This window comes from Nonomuraea sp. NPDC003804 (assembly GCF_040610675.1).
Classification (GTDB): domain Bacteria; phylum Actinomycetota; class Actinomycetes; order Streptosporangiales; family Streptosporangiaceae; genus Nonomuraea.
Genome location: NZ_JBEXMT010000021.1, coordinates 168,694 through 186,936, shown reverse-complemented (window position 1 = coordinate 186,936; position 18,243 = coordinate 168,694). Strand labels below are relative to the sequence as shown.

Genomic DNA, 18,243 nt, shown 5'->3' with positions numbered 1-18,243 from the left:
TCATCGCCGGGCAGCTCGCCTGCCTGCGGGAACTCACCCTCCTCTACGCCCCGAACATCAACTCCTACAAGAGCTCGAGGCCGGGCCGGCCCCGATCACGACCACGTCATAGATGCGGGTGTCTTCGGTGGTCACTGGTCCTCCATGGGGTGGCCGTGTCTCGGGGATGCCGTTGGTCAGCGGCCGGGCAGCCGCTGGGTGATCTCCTGCAGGAACCAGCGGTTGCCGTCGGGGTCGGCGAACGAGGCGAAGGAGCCGTAGCTGGCGCGCTGCGGGTGCAGGCCCATGACGCGGCCGGTCTCGCCGGCCTGGTGGAAGGCGCCGGTGGCGTCGTGGAACGGGCCGGTGACGTCGACGCCGCGGCCGGCCAGTTCCTTGAGGGCCTGCTCGATGTCGGACACGATCAGGTGCAGTCCCTGGACCGTCCCGGGTCCGGCGTCGGTGAGTCCGTCGCCGAAGATGATCGAGCAGGCGGAGCCGGGGGGAGTGACCTGAATGATCCGGTAACCGTCGTTGATGGGGAAGTCCGCGTCGAGGCGGAAGTTCAGCTGTCGGGTGTAGAAGTCCTTGGCACGGTCGACGTCGGTTACGGGCAGGACGACGACTTCGAGCTTCATGTCCATGGTCATGATCCTTCTTTCGGTTCGGTGCTATCGGGTGGCGTGTGCGGCCTTCTCGATGACGCCGGCCACGGTCTTGGGCTGGGAGACGGCGACGGAGTGGGAGGCGCGTACCTCGATGGAGTGCGCGCGGGCGCGCTTGGCCATGTAGCGCTGGACCTCGGCGGGGATGTTGAGGTCCTGGGTGGTGATGACGGCCCAGGTGGGCTTGTCCTTCCAGGCGGCGGCCTGGGTCTTCTCCTCCAGGGCGGACTGGGCGATGGGCCGCTGGGTGGCGGCCATGAGGGCCGCGGTGCCGGCCGGTACGTCGGCGGCGAACTGGTGACGGAACGCGCCGGGCTTGATGTACAGGTCGGTTCCGGTGGTGCCGTCGGGGAGGGTGAAGGAGGTGGGGTCGAGGGCGCCGGGGAGGGTGGAGCCAGGGTACTTGTTCGTCAGCTCCAGGACGGTCTCGCCGGGTGCGGGCAGGAAGGCGGCGACGTACACGAGGGCCTTGACCTGGGGGTCGTTGGCGCCGGCGACGCTGATGACGGAGCCGCCGTAGGAGTGCCCGACGAGGATCTTGGGTCCGGCGACGTGGTCGAGCACGCTGCGGAGCGTGGCCGCGTCGTTGGCCGGTCCGCGCAGCGGGTTGGCCGCGGCGACGACGGGGTAGCCGCTCGCGCGCAGCTCCTCGATCACCCCGTTCCAGCTGGAGGCGTCGGCGAAGGCGCCGTGCTCCAGCACGATGGTGGGCTTGGCGGGCTTGTCCGCCGCGAGGGCGGGCGTGGCGGCGGTGGCGAGGAGACCGATCGCGATCGTCGACACGGCGCCCACCATGAGCCGCCGGCTGCGTACACCCTTGATGCTGACCACGATGTTCCCCTTTCACGAGGCTTCCGACGAAGGTGGCGGATCTGGTGCCATCACTGTCGTCCGGGAAGGATCGCGGGCACATCGGTCACTTGACGGTCAGTCACGACGAGCCGGCCCGGCCGTCGTTCAGTCCCACAACGGCGCTGGTCAGCCTGCTACCTGGCCTCGCGTGGCGGCCGTTCACGCGCCTGCGCGCCTCAGCGCGTTAAGCCATTCGACTCTTCAGTCCGTGACGTGGGTACGGGCGGCACCGCGCGCATGCCCCCGTATGCAGGCCATCGACCTGCGCCCGGAGCCGCTCGCCGGTGCTGACCGTCAACTGACTGATGTGCCGGTGTCCGGCCGCGAACGACAGTGAGACGCACCGCAACAGCTGACGACCCCGGAGAGGAACGTCATGAAACGTCTTCTGCTCATCTTCGCGGCCGGAGTGCCGCTGGCGACGGCGTGCCTGCCGGCCGCGGCCTCGGCCGGCACCACCGGCTCCGCCGCCGTGGCGGCCTCGGCCGGCACCGCGGACTCCGCCGCCGCGGCAGCGTCGGCCGGCACCGCGAGCTCCGCCGCCGGCCCGTTCACGTGCTCCTCTGTCTCCGTGAACGCCCCGGCCGGTACCGCGGTGGAGTCCGTGACAGCGGTGCGCCGGGAGGCGGGCACCCTGACCGTCCAGCCCGTGCCACCGTTCACCGAAGTGGTGAAGATCCCGGACGTGCCGGCCTACTGCGACGTCACGGTCACGCTCACCCACCCGGGTGTCGGCGACCACGCCAAGGTGCGGATCTGGCTGCCCGCGACGGGGTGGACCGGCCGATTCCAGGCGGTGGGCGGCAGCGCCTTCGCCGCCGGCGACTACGGCGCGGGCCTGGCCGGCGCGATCAAGAGCGGCTACGCCGCCGCGACCACCGACGCCGGTGTCGGCACGTACCTGGATGCCGGCTGGGCCCTGAACAGTGCCGGCGAGGTCGACACGGCGCTGCTGAAGAACTTCGCCGACCGGTCCCAGCACGAGATGGCGGTCGTCGGCAAACAGGTCGTCAGGGAGGTCTACGGCAGGCCAGTCTCCTACTCGTACTGGAACGGCTGCTCGACCGGCGGCCGCCAGGGCTACATGGAGGCCCAGCGCCACCCCGGCGACTTCGACGGCATCCTGGCCACCGCCCCGGCGATCAACTGGGACGAGTTCGAGGTCGCGACCCTGTGGCCGCAGGTGGTCATGAACGAGGAGAACACCTTCCCCTCGCCTTGCAAGTTCAACGCCTTCAACGAGGCCGCCGTCAAGGTCTGCGACCCGCTCGACGGCGCTCGCGACGGGGTGGTCGGCGACCCCGCCACGTGCGCCTTCGACCCGCGGCGGCTCATCGGCGAGAGCGTCGAGTGCGACAGCGGGCGGGAGACCATCACCGCGGCCGACGCCGCCGTCGTACGCAAGATCTGGGCCGGCCCCCGCACCCCGTCGGGTAGGAAGTTGTGGTCCGGCATCCCGATCGGAGCCGGCTTCGACCTGGCCGGCACCCGCATCGACGCGGACGGTAACCGGGTGGGCGCGCCGTTCCCCGTACCGGCCATCTGGGTCTCGACGTTCCTGAAGCGGCAGCCCTCCTACGACCTCTCGACGATCACCTACGCCGAGTTCGCCAAGCTGTTCGAGCAGTCCCAGGCCGAGTACGACACGATCATCGGCACCGACGACCCGGGCCTGTCGGCGTTCCGCAGGTCCGGTGGCAAGCTCCTCACCTGGCACGGCCTGGCTGACCAGCTGATTCCCGCCGAGGGCACCGTGGACTACCGCCGGCGGGTGGAGCTGGCCATGGGCGGCGCGCGCCAGGTCGACGACTTCTACCGGCTGTTCCTGGCGCCGGGCGTCGCCCACTGCGCCGGCGACACGAGCACCGGCCCGAAGCCCACCGACGCCCTGACGGCCTGGGTCGAACAGGGCAAGGCCCCGCAGACGCTGAGCGCCGCCATCACGGACTCCTCCGGCAAGACGGTGACGCGCGAGTTGTGCCGGTACCCGTCCGTCTCCCGCTACACCGGCCACGGCGACCCGGCCGATGCCGGCAGCTACTCCTGCGCCTCCGCTCAGCGCTGACTTCTGGAAAGGCCCCCATCATGAAAGCGTCACCCCTGCTGAAGCTGTACCTGGGCCGTGCCCGCTCGCCGCGGACGCGGACCGTCTGACGGAACCAGCGGAAACACACCGACAGCCTGCCGGACGCGATCCGGCAGGCTGTCGGTGTGTTTCGGGTGATGGTCAGAAGCGGTCCACGTCGACGACGGCCTGGGTGAAGGCCGTGGGTGCCTCCTGCGGCAGGTTGTGGCCGATGCCGTCCAAGGTGCGGTGTTCGTAGGGGCCGGTGAACATGTTCCGGTACGACGAGCCGTCGCCCGGCGGCGCGGTGAAGGGGTCGCGCTCGGCGTCCAGGGTGATGGTGGGCACGTTGATGGCCGGCCGTACGGCGAGCCGCCTCTCCAGACCGTCGTAACGGCGCTCCCCGTCGGCCAGGCTCAGCCGCCACCGGTAGTTGTGGATCACGATGGCGGCGTAGTCGGGGTTCTCGAAGGCCGCGGCCGTGCGTTCGAAGGTCGCGTCGTCGAAGTCCCACGTCGGGGAGACGGTGTCCCAGACGAGCCGGGTCAGGTCGTGGCGCTTGGCCGGGTTCTCCATGGCCAGCCGGCCCCGCTCGGTGGCGAAGTAGTACTGGTACCACCAGGCGTACTCGGCCTTCGGCGGCAGCGGTGTGCGGTTGGCCTCGAGGTTCGTGATGAGGTAGCCGCTCACCGACACCAGGGCCTTGCAGCGCCGCGGCCACAGGGCCGCGATGATGTCGGCGGTCCTCGACCCCCAGTCGAATCCGGCGAGCACCGCTTTGTCGATCTTGAGGGCGTCCATCAGGGCGATGATGTCGAGCGCGATCGCCGACTGCTGGGCATTGCGGAACGTCTTCGCCGACAGGAACCGCGTCGTGCCGTGACCCCGCAGGTAGGGAACGATCACCCGGTAGCCCTGCGCTGCCAGCAGCGGAGCGACGTCGACGAAGCTGTGGATGTCGTACGGCCAGCCGTGCAGGCAGATGACCACGGGCCCACGGGCGGGGCCCACCTCGGCGTAACCGATGTCCAGCAGCCCGGCCCTGACCTGCTTCAGCGAGGCGAAGGACGAGTGCGTGCCGGGCGTGACCGCCGGCGACGTCGGGGCCGCCGCACGCGTGGTGGCGGTGGCCGGGAACGCCTGCAAACCGGCAAGGGAGGCGGCGGCCAACCCGACGGTCTTGCCGAAAGCGCGCCTGTCGATCATGTGAAGTCTCCGTGTCGTGTCGCGGAAAAGCGGCATCTCTCACTGTTTCGGGCAGGGAAATCCGGCACATCAGTCACATGACGGTGAGACTCGTGACCGGCAGTCGCGAAACGCTCCCCTGGAGCGCGGTGTCCCGGCAGACCGCGCCGGACCAGCCACGCAAGGCGGACCGGAACATTGAGTCATTCGACTGTTCCCGCCACAGGCGCATCTGGACGATCCTGAACCTCGGCCCGTACGACCTGGTTCTGAGCCTTCCCGGAGGATCCGTGAACCCCACTCCCGTCGTCTTCATCCATGGCGCGTGGCTCCACGCGTCGTCGTGGGAGTCATGGAACGAGCGCTTCGCCAGTTTCGGTTTCGCCGTCTGCGCGCCGGGCTGGCCAGGAGAGCCCGCCACGGTGGGCGAGGCCCGCCGGCATCCCGAGACGCTCCACGAGCTGGGGCTCGACGCGCTCACGGATCACTACGCGCGCATCGTCCGTTCCTTCGACACACCGCCCGTGATCGTCGGCCACTCGGTGGGCGGGCTCATCGCGCAGCACCTCCTCGGCACGAACGCGGGCCGTGCAGCGGTCGCCATCGCTCCCGCCCCGGTCGGCCACGCGACCTCCCTGGAGTTCGGGGAGCCGTGGCCGGTGTCGATGGACGCCGGGAGGTTCCGGCGGCTGTTCGCCAACGCGGTCACCGAGCAGGAGTCGGCCGAGCTGTTCGAGCGCCACGTCGTTCCCGGGTCGCGCCGGCTGCTGGCCGAGCTGGGACACGGCGGCGCCGTACGGCACCCCCGGGCGGTCGTGGACCACGGCAACACCGGCCGCGGCCCGCTGCTGCTGATCTCGGGGCAGGAGGACCGGCTGGTGCCCGACCACGTCACCCGGGCCTTGTACAAGTCGTACGGCGACTCCACGGCCGTCAGCAGCCTCAAGCAGTTCCCGGACCGGGCCCATTCGCTGGTCGTCGACAGCGGCTGGCGGGCGATCGCCGACTACGTGCTGGTCTGGCTCGCCGAGCTGGGGGTGCGCGGGTGAGGAGAGGTCACGCGTCGCCGGCCTTGCCCAGAGCGTCGCGCAGCGCGGCCCGCGAGGTGATGCCCAGTTTCGGGAAGACGCGGTAGAGATGGGAACTGACGGTGCGCGGGGACAGGTGCATCCGTTCGCCGATCTCCTTGTTCGTCAGCCCGCTCGCGGCCAGCTCGGCGATGCGGCGTTCCTGCCAGGTCAGCGCGGTCAGGGACGACAGCGAGGCCCGGGCGGGTGCCCCGGAGGCGCGCAGCTCGGCCTGGGCGCGTTCGGCCCAGCCGGTGGCGCCGAGCCGTTCGAAGGACTCGGCGGCGCGGACCAGGACGGGCCGTGCGGCCTTGGGCCCCTGGGTGTGCCTGAGCCGGAGGCCGTGGGCCAGGCGGATGCGCGCCAGCTCGAACGGGAAACCGGCCGCGGCCGGGTGGGCCTCGGCCCGCGCGTACATGTCCTCGGCCTCCTTCTCGTCGGCGGCCGTCATCGCCAGGGCGCCGTACGTGATGAGGGCCAGCCGGGGGGAGACGCCGGGCAGGCCGGCGTCGGAGGCGGCCTGGGCGTGCCGGCGGGCCTGCTCCAGACGGCCCGTGTGCACGGCGGCCTCGACCAGGTCGAGCAGCGTGCGTGAGGCCTGATGGGCGCAGTGCTCGAACGATCCCGGCGGCGTGATGCCGATGGCGTACAGATAGGCGGCTTCGTAGTCGCCCTCGCTCAGGGACGCCGCCGTGCCGATGGCGTCGGCGATCTGGGTCAGGAATCCCACGCCGCGCGGGCGGGCCCAGGCGTCCAGGACGGCCTGCAGTTCCCTGGCCCGTTCGACCTGGCCGCGCATGGCTGCCAGGAGCCCCAGGTAGGCGCGGGTGTGGTGGGCGAACAGCGCGTATCCGTGGGACGTGGTCAACTCCAGCGCGCGTTGTCCCGTCCGTTCGGCGTCGTCCCACTCGCCGGCGGCCACCTGGTCGAGCATGATCAGGTGCAGCATGGTCATGCCGCTGGCCACGGCCCCGGTCCGCGCCTCACGGTCGGCGGCGCGCTGCAGGTAGGGGCGGTACCGGCGCAGCGTGTCGACGTGGTAGGCGGCGACGGCAAGGCGCGAGACGTCCCACGGTTCCAGCTCCGGGAGGCCGGCGAACGCGCGCTCGACGCGCTCGTGCACGCCCGCGCCGTGCCGGACGACGTCGCTCCACGCGTCGCGGTAGATCGCCGAGCGGGTGTCGACCCGCTCCCCCAGGGAGTCCATGAGCTGCCAGGTGCGCTCCCACAGCGCGGCGTCGCCGGCGTACTGGCTGATGGCCAGCAGCACGTTCACCAGCCGGGTGAGCACGTCGGCGGGCTCGTGCGCGCCGTCTTCCCGCAGGCGCTCGATCGCCGCCGCGACCTGGCGGTGCGCGGAGCGTACGTCGCCGTCTTCGTACAGGGCCACGTAGGCCGAGGTGACGACCGTGGCGGGGGACTCGCGCGCGCCCGGCGGCAGGTCCGCGCGGACGAGCTTCTGCGCCTGGTCCAGGAGCGCGGCGTGTCCGGCGATGAAGGCGGCGTCGCCGAGCCGCCTGGAGCGGTCGGCGGGGCTCTCGCTCAGCTCCGCCGCGCGGGTCAGCCAGGCCACGGCCGCTACCGCGCCGCCGCGCCGCGTCGCCGAGTCGGCCGCGGCCTCCAACGCGGCTGCCACCTCCTCGTCGGGATCCACGATCGAGGCTGCCAGATGGCGGGCGCGCCGCTCGACGTCGTCGCGGTGCACCCGCGCGAGCTCGGCGTGTGCCGCGCGGCGCTGGTTGGGTGTCGCCAGCTGAACGACGGTGGTGCGGATCAGCGGGTGCCGGAAGACGAGGTCGCCGGTGGCGGGGTCGGTGTCCAGGAGGCCGGCCGCGACCGCTTCGTCGGCCTCGCGCATGCGGTAACGGGCGCCGGGGGCGCGGCTGCCGCCCGGTCCCGCCCCGACGCCGTCGAGGGCGCCGCGCAGCAGTTCCTCGCGTACGGCACCGGCCAGGCGTTCGATGCGGATGCCGTAGACGTGCTGCAGACGGCGCGACAGCGGGACGTTGCCGAATCCGAGGAGTTCCTCGGCCGTGCGGCCGGTGTGGGCGCCGCTCAGGTAGGTGGGCAGTTCCAGCAGCGCCAGAGGGTTGCCCCTGGCGTGCTCCAGGACGATGCGCCGCGTCCGCGAGTCGAGCTGCGGGTGGCGCACGTCCAGCAGGTGCCCGGCGGCCTCCTCCGACAGGGCCGCCACCGGGAGCTCGGGAAGCGCGGCCGTGTCGAACCGCGAGCCGACGTCGGACCGTACGGCGATGAGCATCTTCACGGAGCTGCCGCTGAGCCGGCGGCCCACGAACCCGCACACCTCGGCGCTGGAGGCGTCCATCCACTGACCGTCGTCGAGCAACAGCAGCAGCGGCTTCTCCGACGCCGCCAAGGACAGCAGATCGAGGACGGCGATGCCGAGGGACATGACCGACGGCGCCTTGCCCTCGCGCAGCCCGAAGACGACGTCGAAGACGGCACGGTGGCCTTCGTCGAGCCCGGCCGCGTGGGGCAGCAGCGAGTACAGCAGCTGGTGCAGGCCGGCGAAGGGCAGCTCCACCTCCGCCTCGACCCCGGCGGCGCGAATCACCCGGTGGCTGTCCGGGGCCGCGAGGCCGGCCACGTGGTCGAGCAGGGCGCTCTTGCCGACCCCGGTCTCGCCTCTGAGGATGAGGGCCTGCCCCCCGGTGGCCGTCATGAACGCCGACAGTTCCCCTTGGACGTCATCCCGGCCCACCATTGTCGAGACGAGCGACTCCACGCTTCCCTCACTTCTCCAGGTATGGCGATCAGGCCAGAGCCGTTGGCCGCCAAGCTCACGCTGACAAAAATAGACTTTGGGCCCATAACGGTGACCGTCGCCGCAGCGGCAGGAGTGGCCCACCGCCGGGCCCACCGCCGGGCCCACCGCCGGGTCCGCCGCCGGGTCCGCCGCCGCTTCGCCGTCCGCGACGACCTCGGTCACGGGTCTCCTTTCCGGACGGCGCGGCCGGGCAAGCCCGCCCCCGGTGCGACCCTAGGCGCCGCCTGCACACGAACTGCCGATGACGCGTATACAGGCCATGGCAGGGCTGCTCAGGAGGGGGCCGCCGCCCGGCGAGGGGCCGTCCACCGGCGGCTGTACGGCCCGCGCCGGCGCGGGCCCGGCCTCGGCGCATACGCGTCGTCAACGGTTCGCATGCAGCCGGCACCTATGGTCGTGCGCCATGTCGAGTCACCCCATAACCCTCGAACCGCCGGAGACGCCGGCCCTTCCCGATGACCACACCCCCGTGGCGCGGGAGGACAGCGGCGGTGTCCTGGAACTGCTCGAGCGCATCGGATCCGTCGTCGTGCCGGTCGCGGTGGCGCTCTACGCGGTCCTCTACATCGGCATCGAGCAGATGTACGCCGTCTTCGGCGTCAACCCGCAGCAGGTGGGCGTCGACCAGGCGGTGCTGCTCGGCCGTATGACGAGCACACTAGTTCTGCTCCTGCTGGCCGCCTTCCCGCTGCTCGGCGTCGTCGTCGGCGTGTGCTGGCTGATCGACAGGATGACCCGCGGTGCGGCGAGCAGGCTCGTACGGAGGATCCGGGAACGGCCGTGGATCGCCGCGGCGCTGGCGGCACTGTGGTGCGGGGCCACGTACTGGGGCATCTTTCGCCTTTTCGGGGAGCTGGATCTGTTCTTCATGGTGATCGTCGCCGTGGGGCTCGGCGTGCTGGCCTTCCTGGTTCCGTTCCGGCTGCTGCGTCGCAAACCGGTCGGGCGCGCCGGGGCGAAGGTGATCGTCGGTGGAATGACCGGGGTGGGCCTGGGCTTCCTGCTCATCCTGGGGCTGGTCGAGGGTGCGATCGAGGTCCAGAACAGCGGCCAGGCCAACGAACTGCTGAACGCCGTCGGCTTCCAGGACCAGTGGGCGGTGGTCAAGAGCGCCGAGGACGACAAGCCGCTCTACGACGGCCGCTGGATGATGCTGCTGGGCGAGAGCGACGGCACGTACCTCCTGTACGACTGCGACAAGCTGGAGACCCTCCGACGGCCGATGGAGACCACCAACCTCGGTCAGATCCAGCTCGATCCCGAACGTGAGGCGGGCTTCACCTGCGGTGGCCTGGCAGAGCAGAGCACCCCTTAACGGGCACTACGCCCTGACGCGCCCCGGCCGACGGCCGTCTCGGTCACGTCGAGGAGCCGGACGCCTTCGCCCAGGCCGTGACGGCCTTCGTGGCAGCCACGGCCGGGTGACGGACCACCCGCGCGCACGGCGTGCGAAGCCCGTCAACCGCTGCTTTCGGACGCCCAGTTCCGTACGGCGGGAGCGTACCCGGCCGGCTTGTCCCCGACCTTGACGCCCGGACTGACCAGCCAGTTCTGATAGTCCGGCGTGAACATCCGGTAGACCGACGGGGGCGGCACGGAACTCGCCTCGTCCAGCTCGGCGCGCAGCTCGGCCAGCAGCTCGAAGTCGAGGGCCGTCATGTTGGCGTCGAGCTGGTCCGCGCTGCTCGCCCCGACGATCGCCGAGGCGACCCCTGGCTGGGTGGCGACCCAGTTGAGCGCGACCTGGGCCATCGTCACGCCGAGCTTGCCGGCGGCGTCCTGCATGTGCCGTACGCCGGCGGCGATCTCGGTCTGCCAGCGGTGCATCAGCTCGGTGACCACGGCCTGTGCGCCGGGCGTGCGGCTGCCCAGCTGTGACGTGACGGAGTTGAGCGGGCACCGGCGGCCCTGCCGCCGGTAGCGGTCGACGACCTTGTCGCGCCACGACTGCCAGGCGGCCCAGGAGGTGAGGTCGCCGAGCTGGGGCCGCTGGTCCTCCAGCACCCGGTCGGCCTCGAGGCGGGCCACGGCCAGCAGCAGCTCCTCCCGGCCGCCGGGGAAGTAGTGGAAGAGCTGGCTCTTGCTCGTCGCCGTCCTGGCCAGCACGTCGTCGAGCGTCATGGTGGCCACGCCGTGCTCGCGGATGTGCGCCGCCGCGCCGTCGAGAATGCGCTGCCGCGTCGCGGCGCCCTTGCGGGTCAGCGTGCGCATGAGCGCCCTCCAGGCTGGACTTGCCGGTCCATGCTAGCTGGGGTGCGCGCGTCAAGCCCGGCGCTCATCGCGGGCTCCCGATGGACGAAGCATGGACGAGCCCCGACATACGTTCCGCACACGCAGGTGAAACGTCGTATCCGGGCACTTTCGATAGGGTCGCGCACGGCTGGGAGGAGACAGCCGAGGACACCGAGGTAGGAGTGCCGCACCATGCCGCTTTTCGGACGGGAAGCCGAGCTGAAGGCCCTGGCCGAGCTCATCGACGACCCCGGAGGCGGCAGCGGCGTTCTCATCCGGGGGGAGGCCGGCATCGGGAAGTCCGCGCTGGTGGCGGCGGCCGTCTCCGCGGCGGCGACCGCGGGCCTGCGCGTGCTGACGACGACCGGTGTGGAGGCCGAGCAGCACCTCGCTTACGCCGGGTTGCACCAACTGCTGTACCCGGTCAGGGCGGGCGTGGACGCGCTGCCGGTCCCGCAGCGTGACGCCCTGCGCGGCGCGTTGGGCCTCGCCGAAGCGGCCGAACCCAGCGCCTACCTCGTCGGCCTGGCCACGCTGACCCTGCTCGCCGAGGCGGCCGCCGTCCGGCCGCTGCTGGTCGTGGCCGAGGACGTGCACTGGCTCGACCGCGCCAGCGCTGACGTCCTCGCCTTCGTGGCGCGCCGGATCGAGTCCGAGCCCGTCGTCATGGTCGCGACGCTCAGGGAAGGCGAAGGCGAGCGTGCGCACGTGCAGGACGCCGGGCTGTCCCCGATGCCCGTTGACAGGCTCTCCGACGAGGTCGCCACCGAGTTCCTGGACTCGATCGCCCCCGGCCTCACCCCAGCGGTCCGGGTGCGGCTGCTGGAGGAGGCCGCGGGGAACCCGCTGGCGCTGACCGAACTGCCGGCCGCCCTGGGACACCACGACGGCCTGGCGCCGTCGCCGGGCGGGCCGGGTCCGGTGCTGCCGCTGAGCGAGCGTCTCGAGCGGGCGTTCACCGCCCGGGTAGCCGCCCTGCCGGCTACGGCCCGCACCGCCCTGCTGGTCGCGGCGCTCAACCAGAGCGATTCGGTCGCCGAGACGCTCGCGGCCACAGGCCTGATCCTGGGGTCGACGGCCGAGCCGGAGATCCTCGCACCGGCCGCCGACGTCCGGTTGATCGAGCTCGCCATCGGCACGGTGACGTTCCGCCATCCCCTGATGCGGTCGGCCATCGCGGCGGCGGCGACGCTCGCCGAACGCCGGCAGGCCCACCTGGCGCTCGCCGGGACGCTGCACGAGCAGCCGGACCGCAGGGCCTGGCACCGGGCCGCCGCGACGGCCGGCGCCGACGAGGGCGTGGCCGCCGAGCTGGACCGCGCGGCCGACCGGGCCCGGCACCGGGGCGGGGTCGCCGCCGCGATCGCGGCGCTGGAGCAGGCGGCCCGGCTGAGCGAGGGGCAGGACCGGAAGGCGCACAGGCTGCTGAGCGCGGCCGAGCTCGCGGTCGAATCCGGCAGCCGCGCCACGGCCGAGCGTCTGGTGCGCGACGCACAGGCCCTCGAGCTGTCGCCGCGACGGCGGGCCACCGCCGCCTGGTTGCTCAGCGGCTTCGAGGACGGGGTGCGCGAGGACGTCTCCCGCGTGTCAGAGCTGGCCGAGCTGGCCGCGTCGGTGGCCGCCGACGGGGAGGTGGAGCCGGCCGTCCGGATCCTGTGGGGCGCCGCCATGCGCTGCTTCTGGTCCGAACCGGGTCCGGCCGCGCGCCGCTCGCTGCTGGGCGTGGCCGACCGGCTGCCCGTTCCTGCCGACGACCCGCGCATGGTCGCGGTCGCCGCGTACGTCGCGCCGTTCGAGCGAGGCGGCATCGCGCTCGACCTGCTGCGCGAACTGGCCGGCGTGGCCGGTGCCGCCCCTGAGACCGACCGCTACCTGGGCAGCGCGGCCCTGCAGGTCGGGGCGTTCGACCTGGCTGCCCGCTTCTCCGCGGCAGCCGCGCCCGGCCTGCGTGCTCAGGGCCGGCTCGGGCTGCTTCCCCGGGCGCTGGCCGTTCAGGCGTGGAGCCGGGCCAGGCTCGGTGACCTGACCACGGCCGTCCCGGTCGCGGCGGAGGCCGCCAAGCTCGCCCAGGAGACCGGGCAGCCGTTCATGTACGGGCTGGCCACGGCCGTCCAGGCCGAGATCGCCGCGTTGAGGGGCGACCACGGACTGGCCGGAACACTCGCCGACGAGGCCGAACGGGTCGCGCTTCCCGCCGGCGCCCGGCCCGTCCTGGCCACCGTCCAGCTCGCGCGCGGGCTCGCGGCCATGAGCGAGGAACGCTTCGACGACGCGTTCGCCGCCCTGAGCAGGATTCTCGATCCCGCCGACCCCGCCTACCAGCTTGCCCTGCGCGCGTACTGCCTCGCGGAGCTCACCGAGGCCGCCGTACGAGCCGGGCGGACCGCCACCATGCGGGACATCCTGCACGGCCTGGAACCGCTGGCCGCGTCGACGCCGTCACCGGCGCTGCACATCGGGCTGCGCTACGCGCGCGCCGTACTCGCGCCGAACGAGGAGGCGGAAAAGCTGTTCACGGCCGCGCTGCGGGCGGACCTGGCCGGGTGGCCCGCCGAACGCGGACGCCTCCATCTGGCGTTCGGCGAATGGTTGCGGCGGCAACGCCGGGCCGCGGAATCCCGGACGCACCTGCGCACGGCCAGGCAGACCTTCGACGCGCTCGGTATGGCCGCATGGGGCGAGCGCGCACGACGGGAGCTGCGCAGCGCGGGGGAGTCGAGCCCGAACCGGGACCCGGACGCGCGGGAGAAGCTCACGCCGCACGAGCTGAACATCGCGCAGCTGGCCGCCGAGGGGCTGACGAACCGGGAGATCGGGCACCGGCTGTACCTTTCTCACCGCACTGTCGGCACCCACCTGCACCGGATCTTCCCCAAGCTGGGGGTGAGCTCCCGGGCCGATCTCGCGTGGATGTTGAAGACGCTCGAGGAAAGGTCTTCCCGATGAGGGCGCCCTGCCGGTGACCCCACCGGCATCCGGCGCCGGGCCGTGGTCACCGAGCTGACGCGGCGCTGACAGGCCGGGAACGCCGCCGGCGTGCGGCACGTGCCGGCCGGTGCAGCGGCTCAGACGAGAGAGGTGCCGGCCGCCGTCCTGATCCGGGCGTACATCCTGCGCAGGCCGGGACCGGGCTCCAGGCCCAGATCGTCGTCCAGCAGCCGGGCGATCAGACGGTAGGCCGACAGCGCCTCCTCGCGGCGGCCGTCGCGGTCGAGGGCCCACATCAGCAACTCCCACAACCGCTCGCGATAAGGCTCCGCCGCCGTCGCGAGCGTCAGTTCGGCGATCGCCTCGCCACAGTCGCCCCGCTCGATGTCGATCGCCCAGCGCTCCTCGACGGCTGACGCGCGCAGCTGTTCGAGCCAGGCGCGGCGGCCCTCGAAGAAGGCTCCGCTCAGCCCGTCCAGCGCCGGTCCGCGCCACAGCGCCAGCGCGCCGCGCAGTAGCCGGGAGGCCTCCGCGATCTTCCCTTGCTCGCGGGCCTCCCTGGCGGCGGCGGTGGTCTGCCTGAACACCGTCACGTCCACCGCGCCGGGGTCCACGACCAGCTGGTAGCCCCGGCTCGCCGACCTGATCCCCGCCTCGGTGCCCAGCCCGGCCGAACCGCCGTCGGCCAGCACCCGGCGCAGGCGGGAGACGTAGATACGCGTGCTCACGACGGCGCTGCGCGGCGCCTCGCGACCCCACAACGCGCTCACGATCTCGTCGAGCGAAACCTGACGCCCCTCGCTCAGCAGCAGCAGGGCGAGCACCCCCCGCTGTTGCGGAGACCCGACCTCCAGATCTTCCCCGCCGCTCCAGACCCTGATCGGACCCAGTAGCCCAAAGCTCACCCCGGCCATCGAGGTTCCCCCAACCCTCTCGCGCAGCGCGACCGTCCGCCGCCCTGGAACCGTGCCAGGGCGTCTCTGACCGACCCTACTGACGCTCAGTCGGACCTATCGCCGCATCGTCGAGCTTGTCAGCGGTCCGTAAGTTTTCCGTCCCCGGGACACCGGCAGCGCATGACGTACACGTACGGCGTCACGTGACGGTCGCGAAGGCGATCCGGCGGAACCTACCTTCTGCGACGTACTACCGCGGATCCGTGCGACAGGCCGGCCGCCGTGCAGTCTCGCGAAGGAAAGCGTCCCGATCGTGCTTGGAGAGCCGAATACGTGCAGGTTCACCGTTCTCGGACCGCCCGGCCTCGACTGCGGCAGCACGCGGCTGAGCCTCGGCGCGCCGCAGCAACAGGCCGTCCTGATGGTGTTGCTGGCCAACAGCGGCAGCTTCGTGCGGATGGGTGAGCTGGTCGACGGCCTCTGGGGCGAGCAGGCGCCGGCCACCGGCGAAGCCGTCGTCCGCACCTACATCTCCCGCATCCGGCGACTGCTGTCCGAGCACGGGCTGGGCTCGGCGATCAGCTCCCAGTCCGGGAGCTACCTGCTGGACCCGTCGCTGTTCGCGTCGGACGCCACCGAGTTCGCCACCATGGTCGAAACCGCCAGGGAAGAGCGCGCGGGCGGGCAGGTCGCGGCGGCCGCCAAGTGCCTGGAGCAGGCGCTCGACCTCTGGACGGGCACGGCGCTGGCCGGGGTCCCCGGCGAGGCCGCCGAACGCGAGCGGTTCCGGCTGGAACGGCAGAAACTGATCGCCACCCAGGAACTGCTGCAGCTCCGCCTCGAACTGGGGGAGCATGCCGAGGTGGTGGCCGAGGTCCCGCTGCTCATCGAGCGGAACCGGCTCGAAGAGCCGCTGTACGAGATCTACCTCCTCGGCCTGTACCGCAGCGGCAGGCGGGCAGAGGCGCTCGAGGTCTACAGAATGCTCTATGACCTGCTGGGCAGGGAACTGGGCGTAAGCCCGGGACCACGGCTGCGGGAGATCCACGACAGGATCCTCCGGGCCGACGCGGACCACGACGACGAGCTCGCCCCCGCCCCGTGGGCCGAGCGGCCGGCCGTACGCCACCCGGAGGAGCCGCCGGACCCGCCTGAGCCGGCAGGCACGAAGCCGGAGTGGCCCGCCGATCGGCAGTTCGTCGGGAGGGGCGTGGAACGTGCCGCCTTCCAGGACCTGCTGAAGACGAGCCGTGGGGAATGTCCGGGTCTTCTCTTCGTCCGGGGACCCGCCGGCATCGGCAAGTCGACGCTGCTGCGCAAGCTCGCCGACGACGCCGCTGCCGCGGGCCGGCGGGTACGGCACCTCCACGGCCCGGCGACCGCGCAAGCGCGCGAACACCTCGAACGATTCGCGGAGGAGCTCTCCGGCGTCTCCGGCGCGGTTCTCCTCATCGACTCCTTCGAGGAACTGGGAGACGTCGAACCGTGGCTGCGCGGCGAATACCTCCGGCAGCTGTCCGACGACACGATCATCGTGGTGGCGGGCCGGAGCGGGCCGAGCGCCGCCTGGCTCACCGATCCGGCCTGGGCAGGGACGATCGTGACCCGGCACCTCGCAGCCCTCACAGCCGAAGAGTCGGCCACGCTGGTAGCGGCCCGCGGCGTCGACCCCGGCCTCCTGAGGTCCATCGTGGACTTCGCCGCCGGCAACCCGTTCGCCCTGTCGCTGGCCGCGGAGGTCGGCAGGAGCATGTCGGCCACGGGAACGCCGTCGCGCCGTGACGCCGTGCGGTACGTGGTCGACAACGTGCTCGCGCTGCTGACCGGTGGCGTGCCGACGGACGCGCACCGGTCGGCGCTGTACGTGTGCGCGCACGCCCGCCACACCACCGAGGACCTCCTCAGGGCGGTGGTGCCGGGCGGCCGGGCGGCGGAGCTGTTCGACTGGCTGCGCGCGCGACCGTATGTCGAAACCGCCGCCCGCGGCCTGGAGATCAACGGTGTGCTGCGCGAGGCCCTCGACCACGACCTGTGGTGGCGGGACCCCGTCGGCTACGAGCGGATGCACCGGCGGATCCGCCACTACGTCATGGGCCGGCTCCTGCGCGACGCCCGGGACCCCCACGCGTGCGTGGCGGTCATGCGGACGATCGGCCATCTGCGCCGGCGCGGCGGGATCGTCCGCCGGTACGTCTCGCGGGTGGGCGAGGAGGATCTGCGGTCGTCCCGGGCGACCCCCGCCGACCACGACGAACTCGTCACCATGGCGCGCGAGACCCATGGTGAGCTCACGGCCGCGTCCGTCCGGTTCTGGCTGGGCCGCGAGCCAGGGGCCTTCTCCCTGCTGCGGTGCCGCAGGAGCAAGCGGCTGCGTGCCTTCATGAGCTGGCTGACCCTGCGGACGCCGGAGCGGGAAGACCTGGAGGCCGATCCCGTCGTGGGGGAGATCTGGCACGACGTGAGCCGGCGGATGACGGTGCCCCCAGGCGCGCACATCGCGATCGCGCGGCATCTGGTCTGCCCTGCCTTCGAGGCCATGCCGTCTCCCGTCACGGACGTGTTCCAGGCGCGGATGATGCGCGGTTGGCTGCACGAACCGGGGTTGGCGGCCTCGTACCTGGTCGTCGCGAACGGCCGGTGGTGGCGGCCGTTGATGGAGTATCTGGGCCAGTACGAGGTGGAGCGCGGGCGCGCGGACCATCCGTACGCGATCTTCGGCCACGACTGGCTGGCCGAGCCGCCGGAGGAATGGCGAGACCACCACCTGGACGAGGAGCTGCCGTCGGAACGGCACCTGAACCTGTTCCTCCGCCAGGAGGCATGCGGCGGCGACGACCGATGAAACCTCCTGTGCGGCGGTGCGCGCGCCGGAACGCCGTCTTCCGTCGCCCGATTGCGCGGCCCGGAGTCACCTGTCAGGCTGGTGACGTGAAGCACGTGTTCCTGTGCGGCAACCCCGCGCTCGACCTCGCCTGCACGCTCCGCGCGCGCCGCACGGAGCGCGTCGAGACGCTCGGCGTCCCCGGCCGGCTCGACGCCTGGTACCTGGAGTCCGGCATCGTCGACGCCGTGTCCCCCTCGCGGGAAGCGGATCTGGCCCAGGCGGTGGCCGTACGCGAGGCCATCTACGCGCTGGTCACCGCCCGGCTCGCCGGTGACGGATACGACGACAAGGCGCTCGCCCTGGTGAACGGGGTCGCGCGCAAGCCCCCGGCGGCGCCCCAGCTCACGGCCAAGGGGCGGTGGGTCGAGGCGACCCCCGCGCAGGCGCTGTCCACCGTGGCCCGGCACGCCGTCGAGCTGCTCAGCGGGCCGGAGGTGCCGCTGATGAAGGAGTGCGCCAACCCCGAGTGCACCAAGATCTTCATCGATCGGTCACGGGGCGGGCGCCGGGAGTGGTGCGGCATGGAGTCGTGCGGCAACAAGATCAAGGCAGCTGCTTACCGGGCGCGCAAGAAGGACGCCCGGACGGCCGGCACGCGCTGATTCCGGCGGCTGCTATGGTGATAGACGCTTGAGATCGGATGCTAGGAGACCAGACATGGCAGGTGACGACGACATCTCCGGGTGATACCGGAGGTTGATC

General features: G+C 72.0%; 12 protein-coding genes. 6 read left to right on the top strand and 6 right to left on the bottom strand.

Features of this window, described 5'->3' with window-relative positions; all coding sequences use genetic code 11:
- Window positions 1-176 precede the first annotated feature (176 nt).
- A complete protein-coding gene (locus ABZX22_RS27775; protein WP_354914184.1) occupies window positions 177-629 on the bottom strand; it encodes a VOC family protein in 453 nt (150 codons plus the stop codon).
- A 21-nt stretch (window positions 630-650) separates the two neighbouring features.
- Window positions 651-1,475 (bottom strand): alpha/beta hydrolase, encoded by an 825-nt coding sequence (locus ABZX22_RS27770; RefSeq protein WP_354914182.1) that lies wholly within the window; start codon window positions 1,473-1,475, stop codon window positions 651-653.
- Window positions 1,476-1,872: 397 nt separating this feature from the next.
- Between ABZX22_RS27770 and ABZX22_RS27765 the strand changes: the two genes are divergently transcribed.
- Window positions 1,873-3,561: a DUF6351 family protein gene (locus ABZX22_RS27765; RefSeq protein WP_354914180.1), complete on the top strand. Its 1,689-nt coding sequence runs from the start codon at window positions 1,873-1,875 to the stop codon at window positions 3,559-3,561.
- 162 nt (window positions 3,562-3,723) lie between these two features.
- On the opposite strand, the gene ABZX22_RS27760 is transcribed toward ABZX22_RS27765, so the two are convergent.
- Window positions 3,724-4,767 (bottom strand): alpha/beta hydrolase, encoded by a 1,044-nt coding sequence (locus ABZX22_RS27760; RefSeq protein ID WP_354914178.1) that lies wholly within the window; start codon window positions 4,765-4,767, stop codon window positions 3,724-3,726.
- Between the two features lie 269 nt (window positions 4,768-5,036).
- Here ABZX22_RS27760 and ABZX22_RS27755 point away from each other — a divergent pair, with 269 nt between their 5' ends.
- A complete protein-coding gene (locus ABZX22_RS27755) occupies window positions 5,037-5,795 on the top strand; it encodes an alpha/beta fold hydrolase (protein ID WP_354914176.1) in 759 nt (252 codons plus the stop codon).
- 7 nt (window positions 5,796-5,802) lie between these two features.
- Here the strand turns inward: ABZX22_RS27755 and ABZX22_RS27750 are convergent, their stop codons facing one another.
- A complete protein-coding gene (locus tag ABZX22_RS27750; RefSeq protein ID WP_354914190.1) occupies window positions 5,803-8,538 on the bottom strand; it encodes a LuxR family transcriptional regulator in 2,736 nt (911 codons plus the stop codon).
- Between the two features lie 466 nt (window positions 8,539-9,004).
- On the opposite strand from ABZX22_RS27750, the gene ABZX22_RS27745 reads away from it, so the two are divergent.
- Window positions 9,005-9,916, top strand: coding sequence for a hypothetical protein (locus tag ABZX22_RS27745; protein WP_354914174.1), 912 nt, complete (start codon window positions 9,005-9,007; stop codon window positions 9,914-9,916).
- A 143-nt stretch (window positions 9,917-10,059) separates the two neighbouring features.
- On the opposite strand, the gene ABZX22_RS27740 is transcribed toward ABZX22_RS27745, so the two are convergent.
- The gene (locus ABZX22_RS27740) at window positions 10,060-10,812 is read right to left on the bottom strand and encodes an aldo/keto reductase (RefSeq protein WP_354914172.1); all 753 of its coding nucleotides are present in this window, start codon (window positions 10,810-10,812) and stop codon (window positions 10,060-10,062) included.
- Window positions 10,813-11,025: 213 nt separating this feature from the next.
- Here ABZX22_RS27740 and ABZX22_RS27735 point away from each other — a divergent pair, with 213 nt between their 5' ends.
- Window positions 11,026-13,779, top strand: a complete 2,754-nt coding sequence (locus tag ABZX22_RS27735) for an AAA family ATPase (protein WP_354914170.1) — start codon at window positions 11,026-11,028, stop codon at window positions 13,777-13,779.
- A gap of 119 nt (window positions 13,780-13,898) precedes the next feature.
- Here ABZX22_RS27735 and ABZX22_RS27730 read toward each other — a convergent pair whose 3' ends face one another.
- Window positions 13,899-14,666, bottom strand: coding sequence for an AfsR/SARP family transcriptional regulator (locus tag ABZX22_RS27730; RefSeq protein WP_354914168.1), 768 nt, complete (start codon window positions 14,664-14,666; stop codon window positions 13,899-13,901).
- Window positions 14,667-14,970: 304 nt separating this feature from the next.
- Here ABZX22_RS27730 and ABZX22_RS27725 point away from each other — a divergent pair, with 304 nt between their 5' ends.
- Window positions 14,971-17,499, top strand: a complete 2,529-nt coding sequence (locus ABZX22_RS27725; RefSeq protein ID WP_354914166.1) for a BTAD domain-containing putative transcriptional regulator — start codon at window positions 14,971-14,973, stop codon at window positions 17,497-17,499.
- Between the two features lie 86 nt (window positions 17,500-17,585).
- Entirely contained in the window at window positions 17,586-18,143 is a 558-nt protein-coding gene (locus tag ABZX22_RS27720) for a CGNR zinc finger domain-containing protein (protein WP_354914164.1), read from the top strand.
- Window positions 18,144-18,243: the final 100 nt, after the last annotated feature.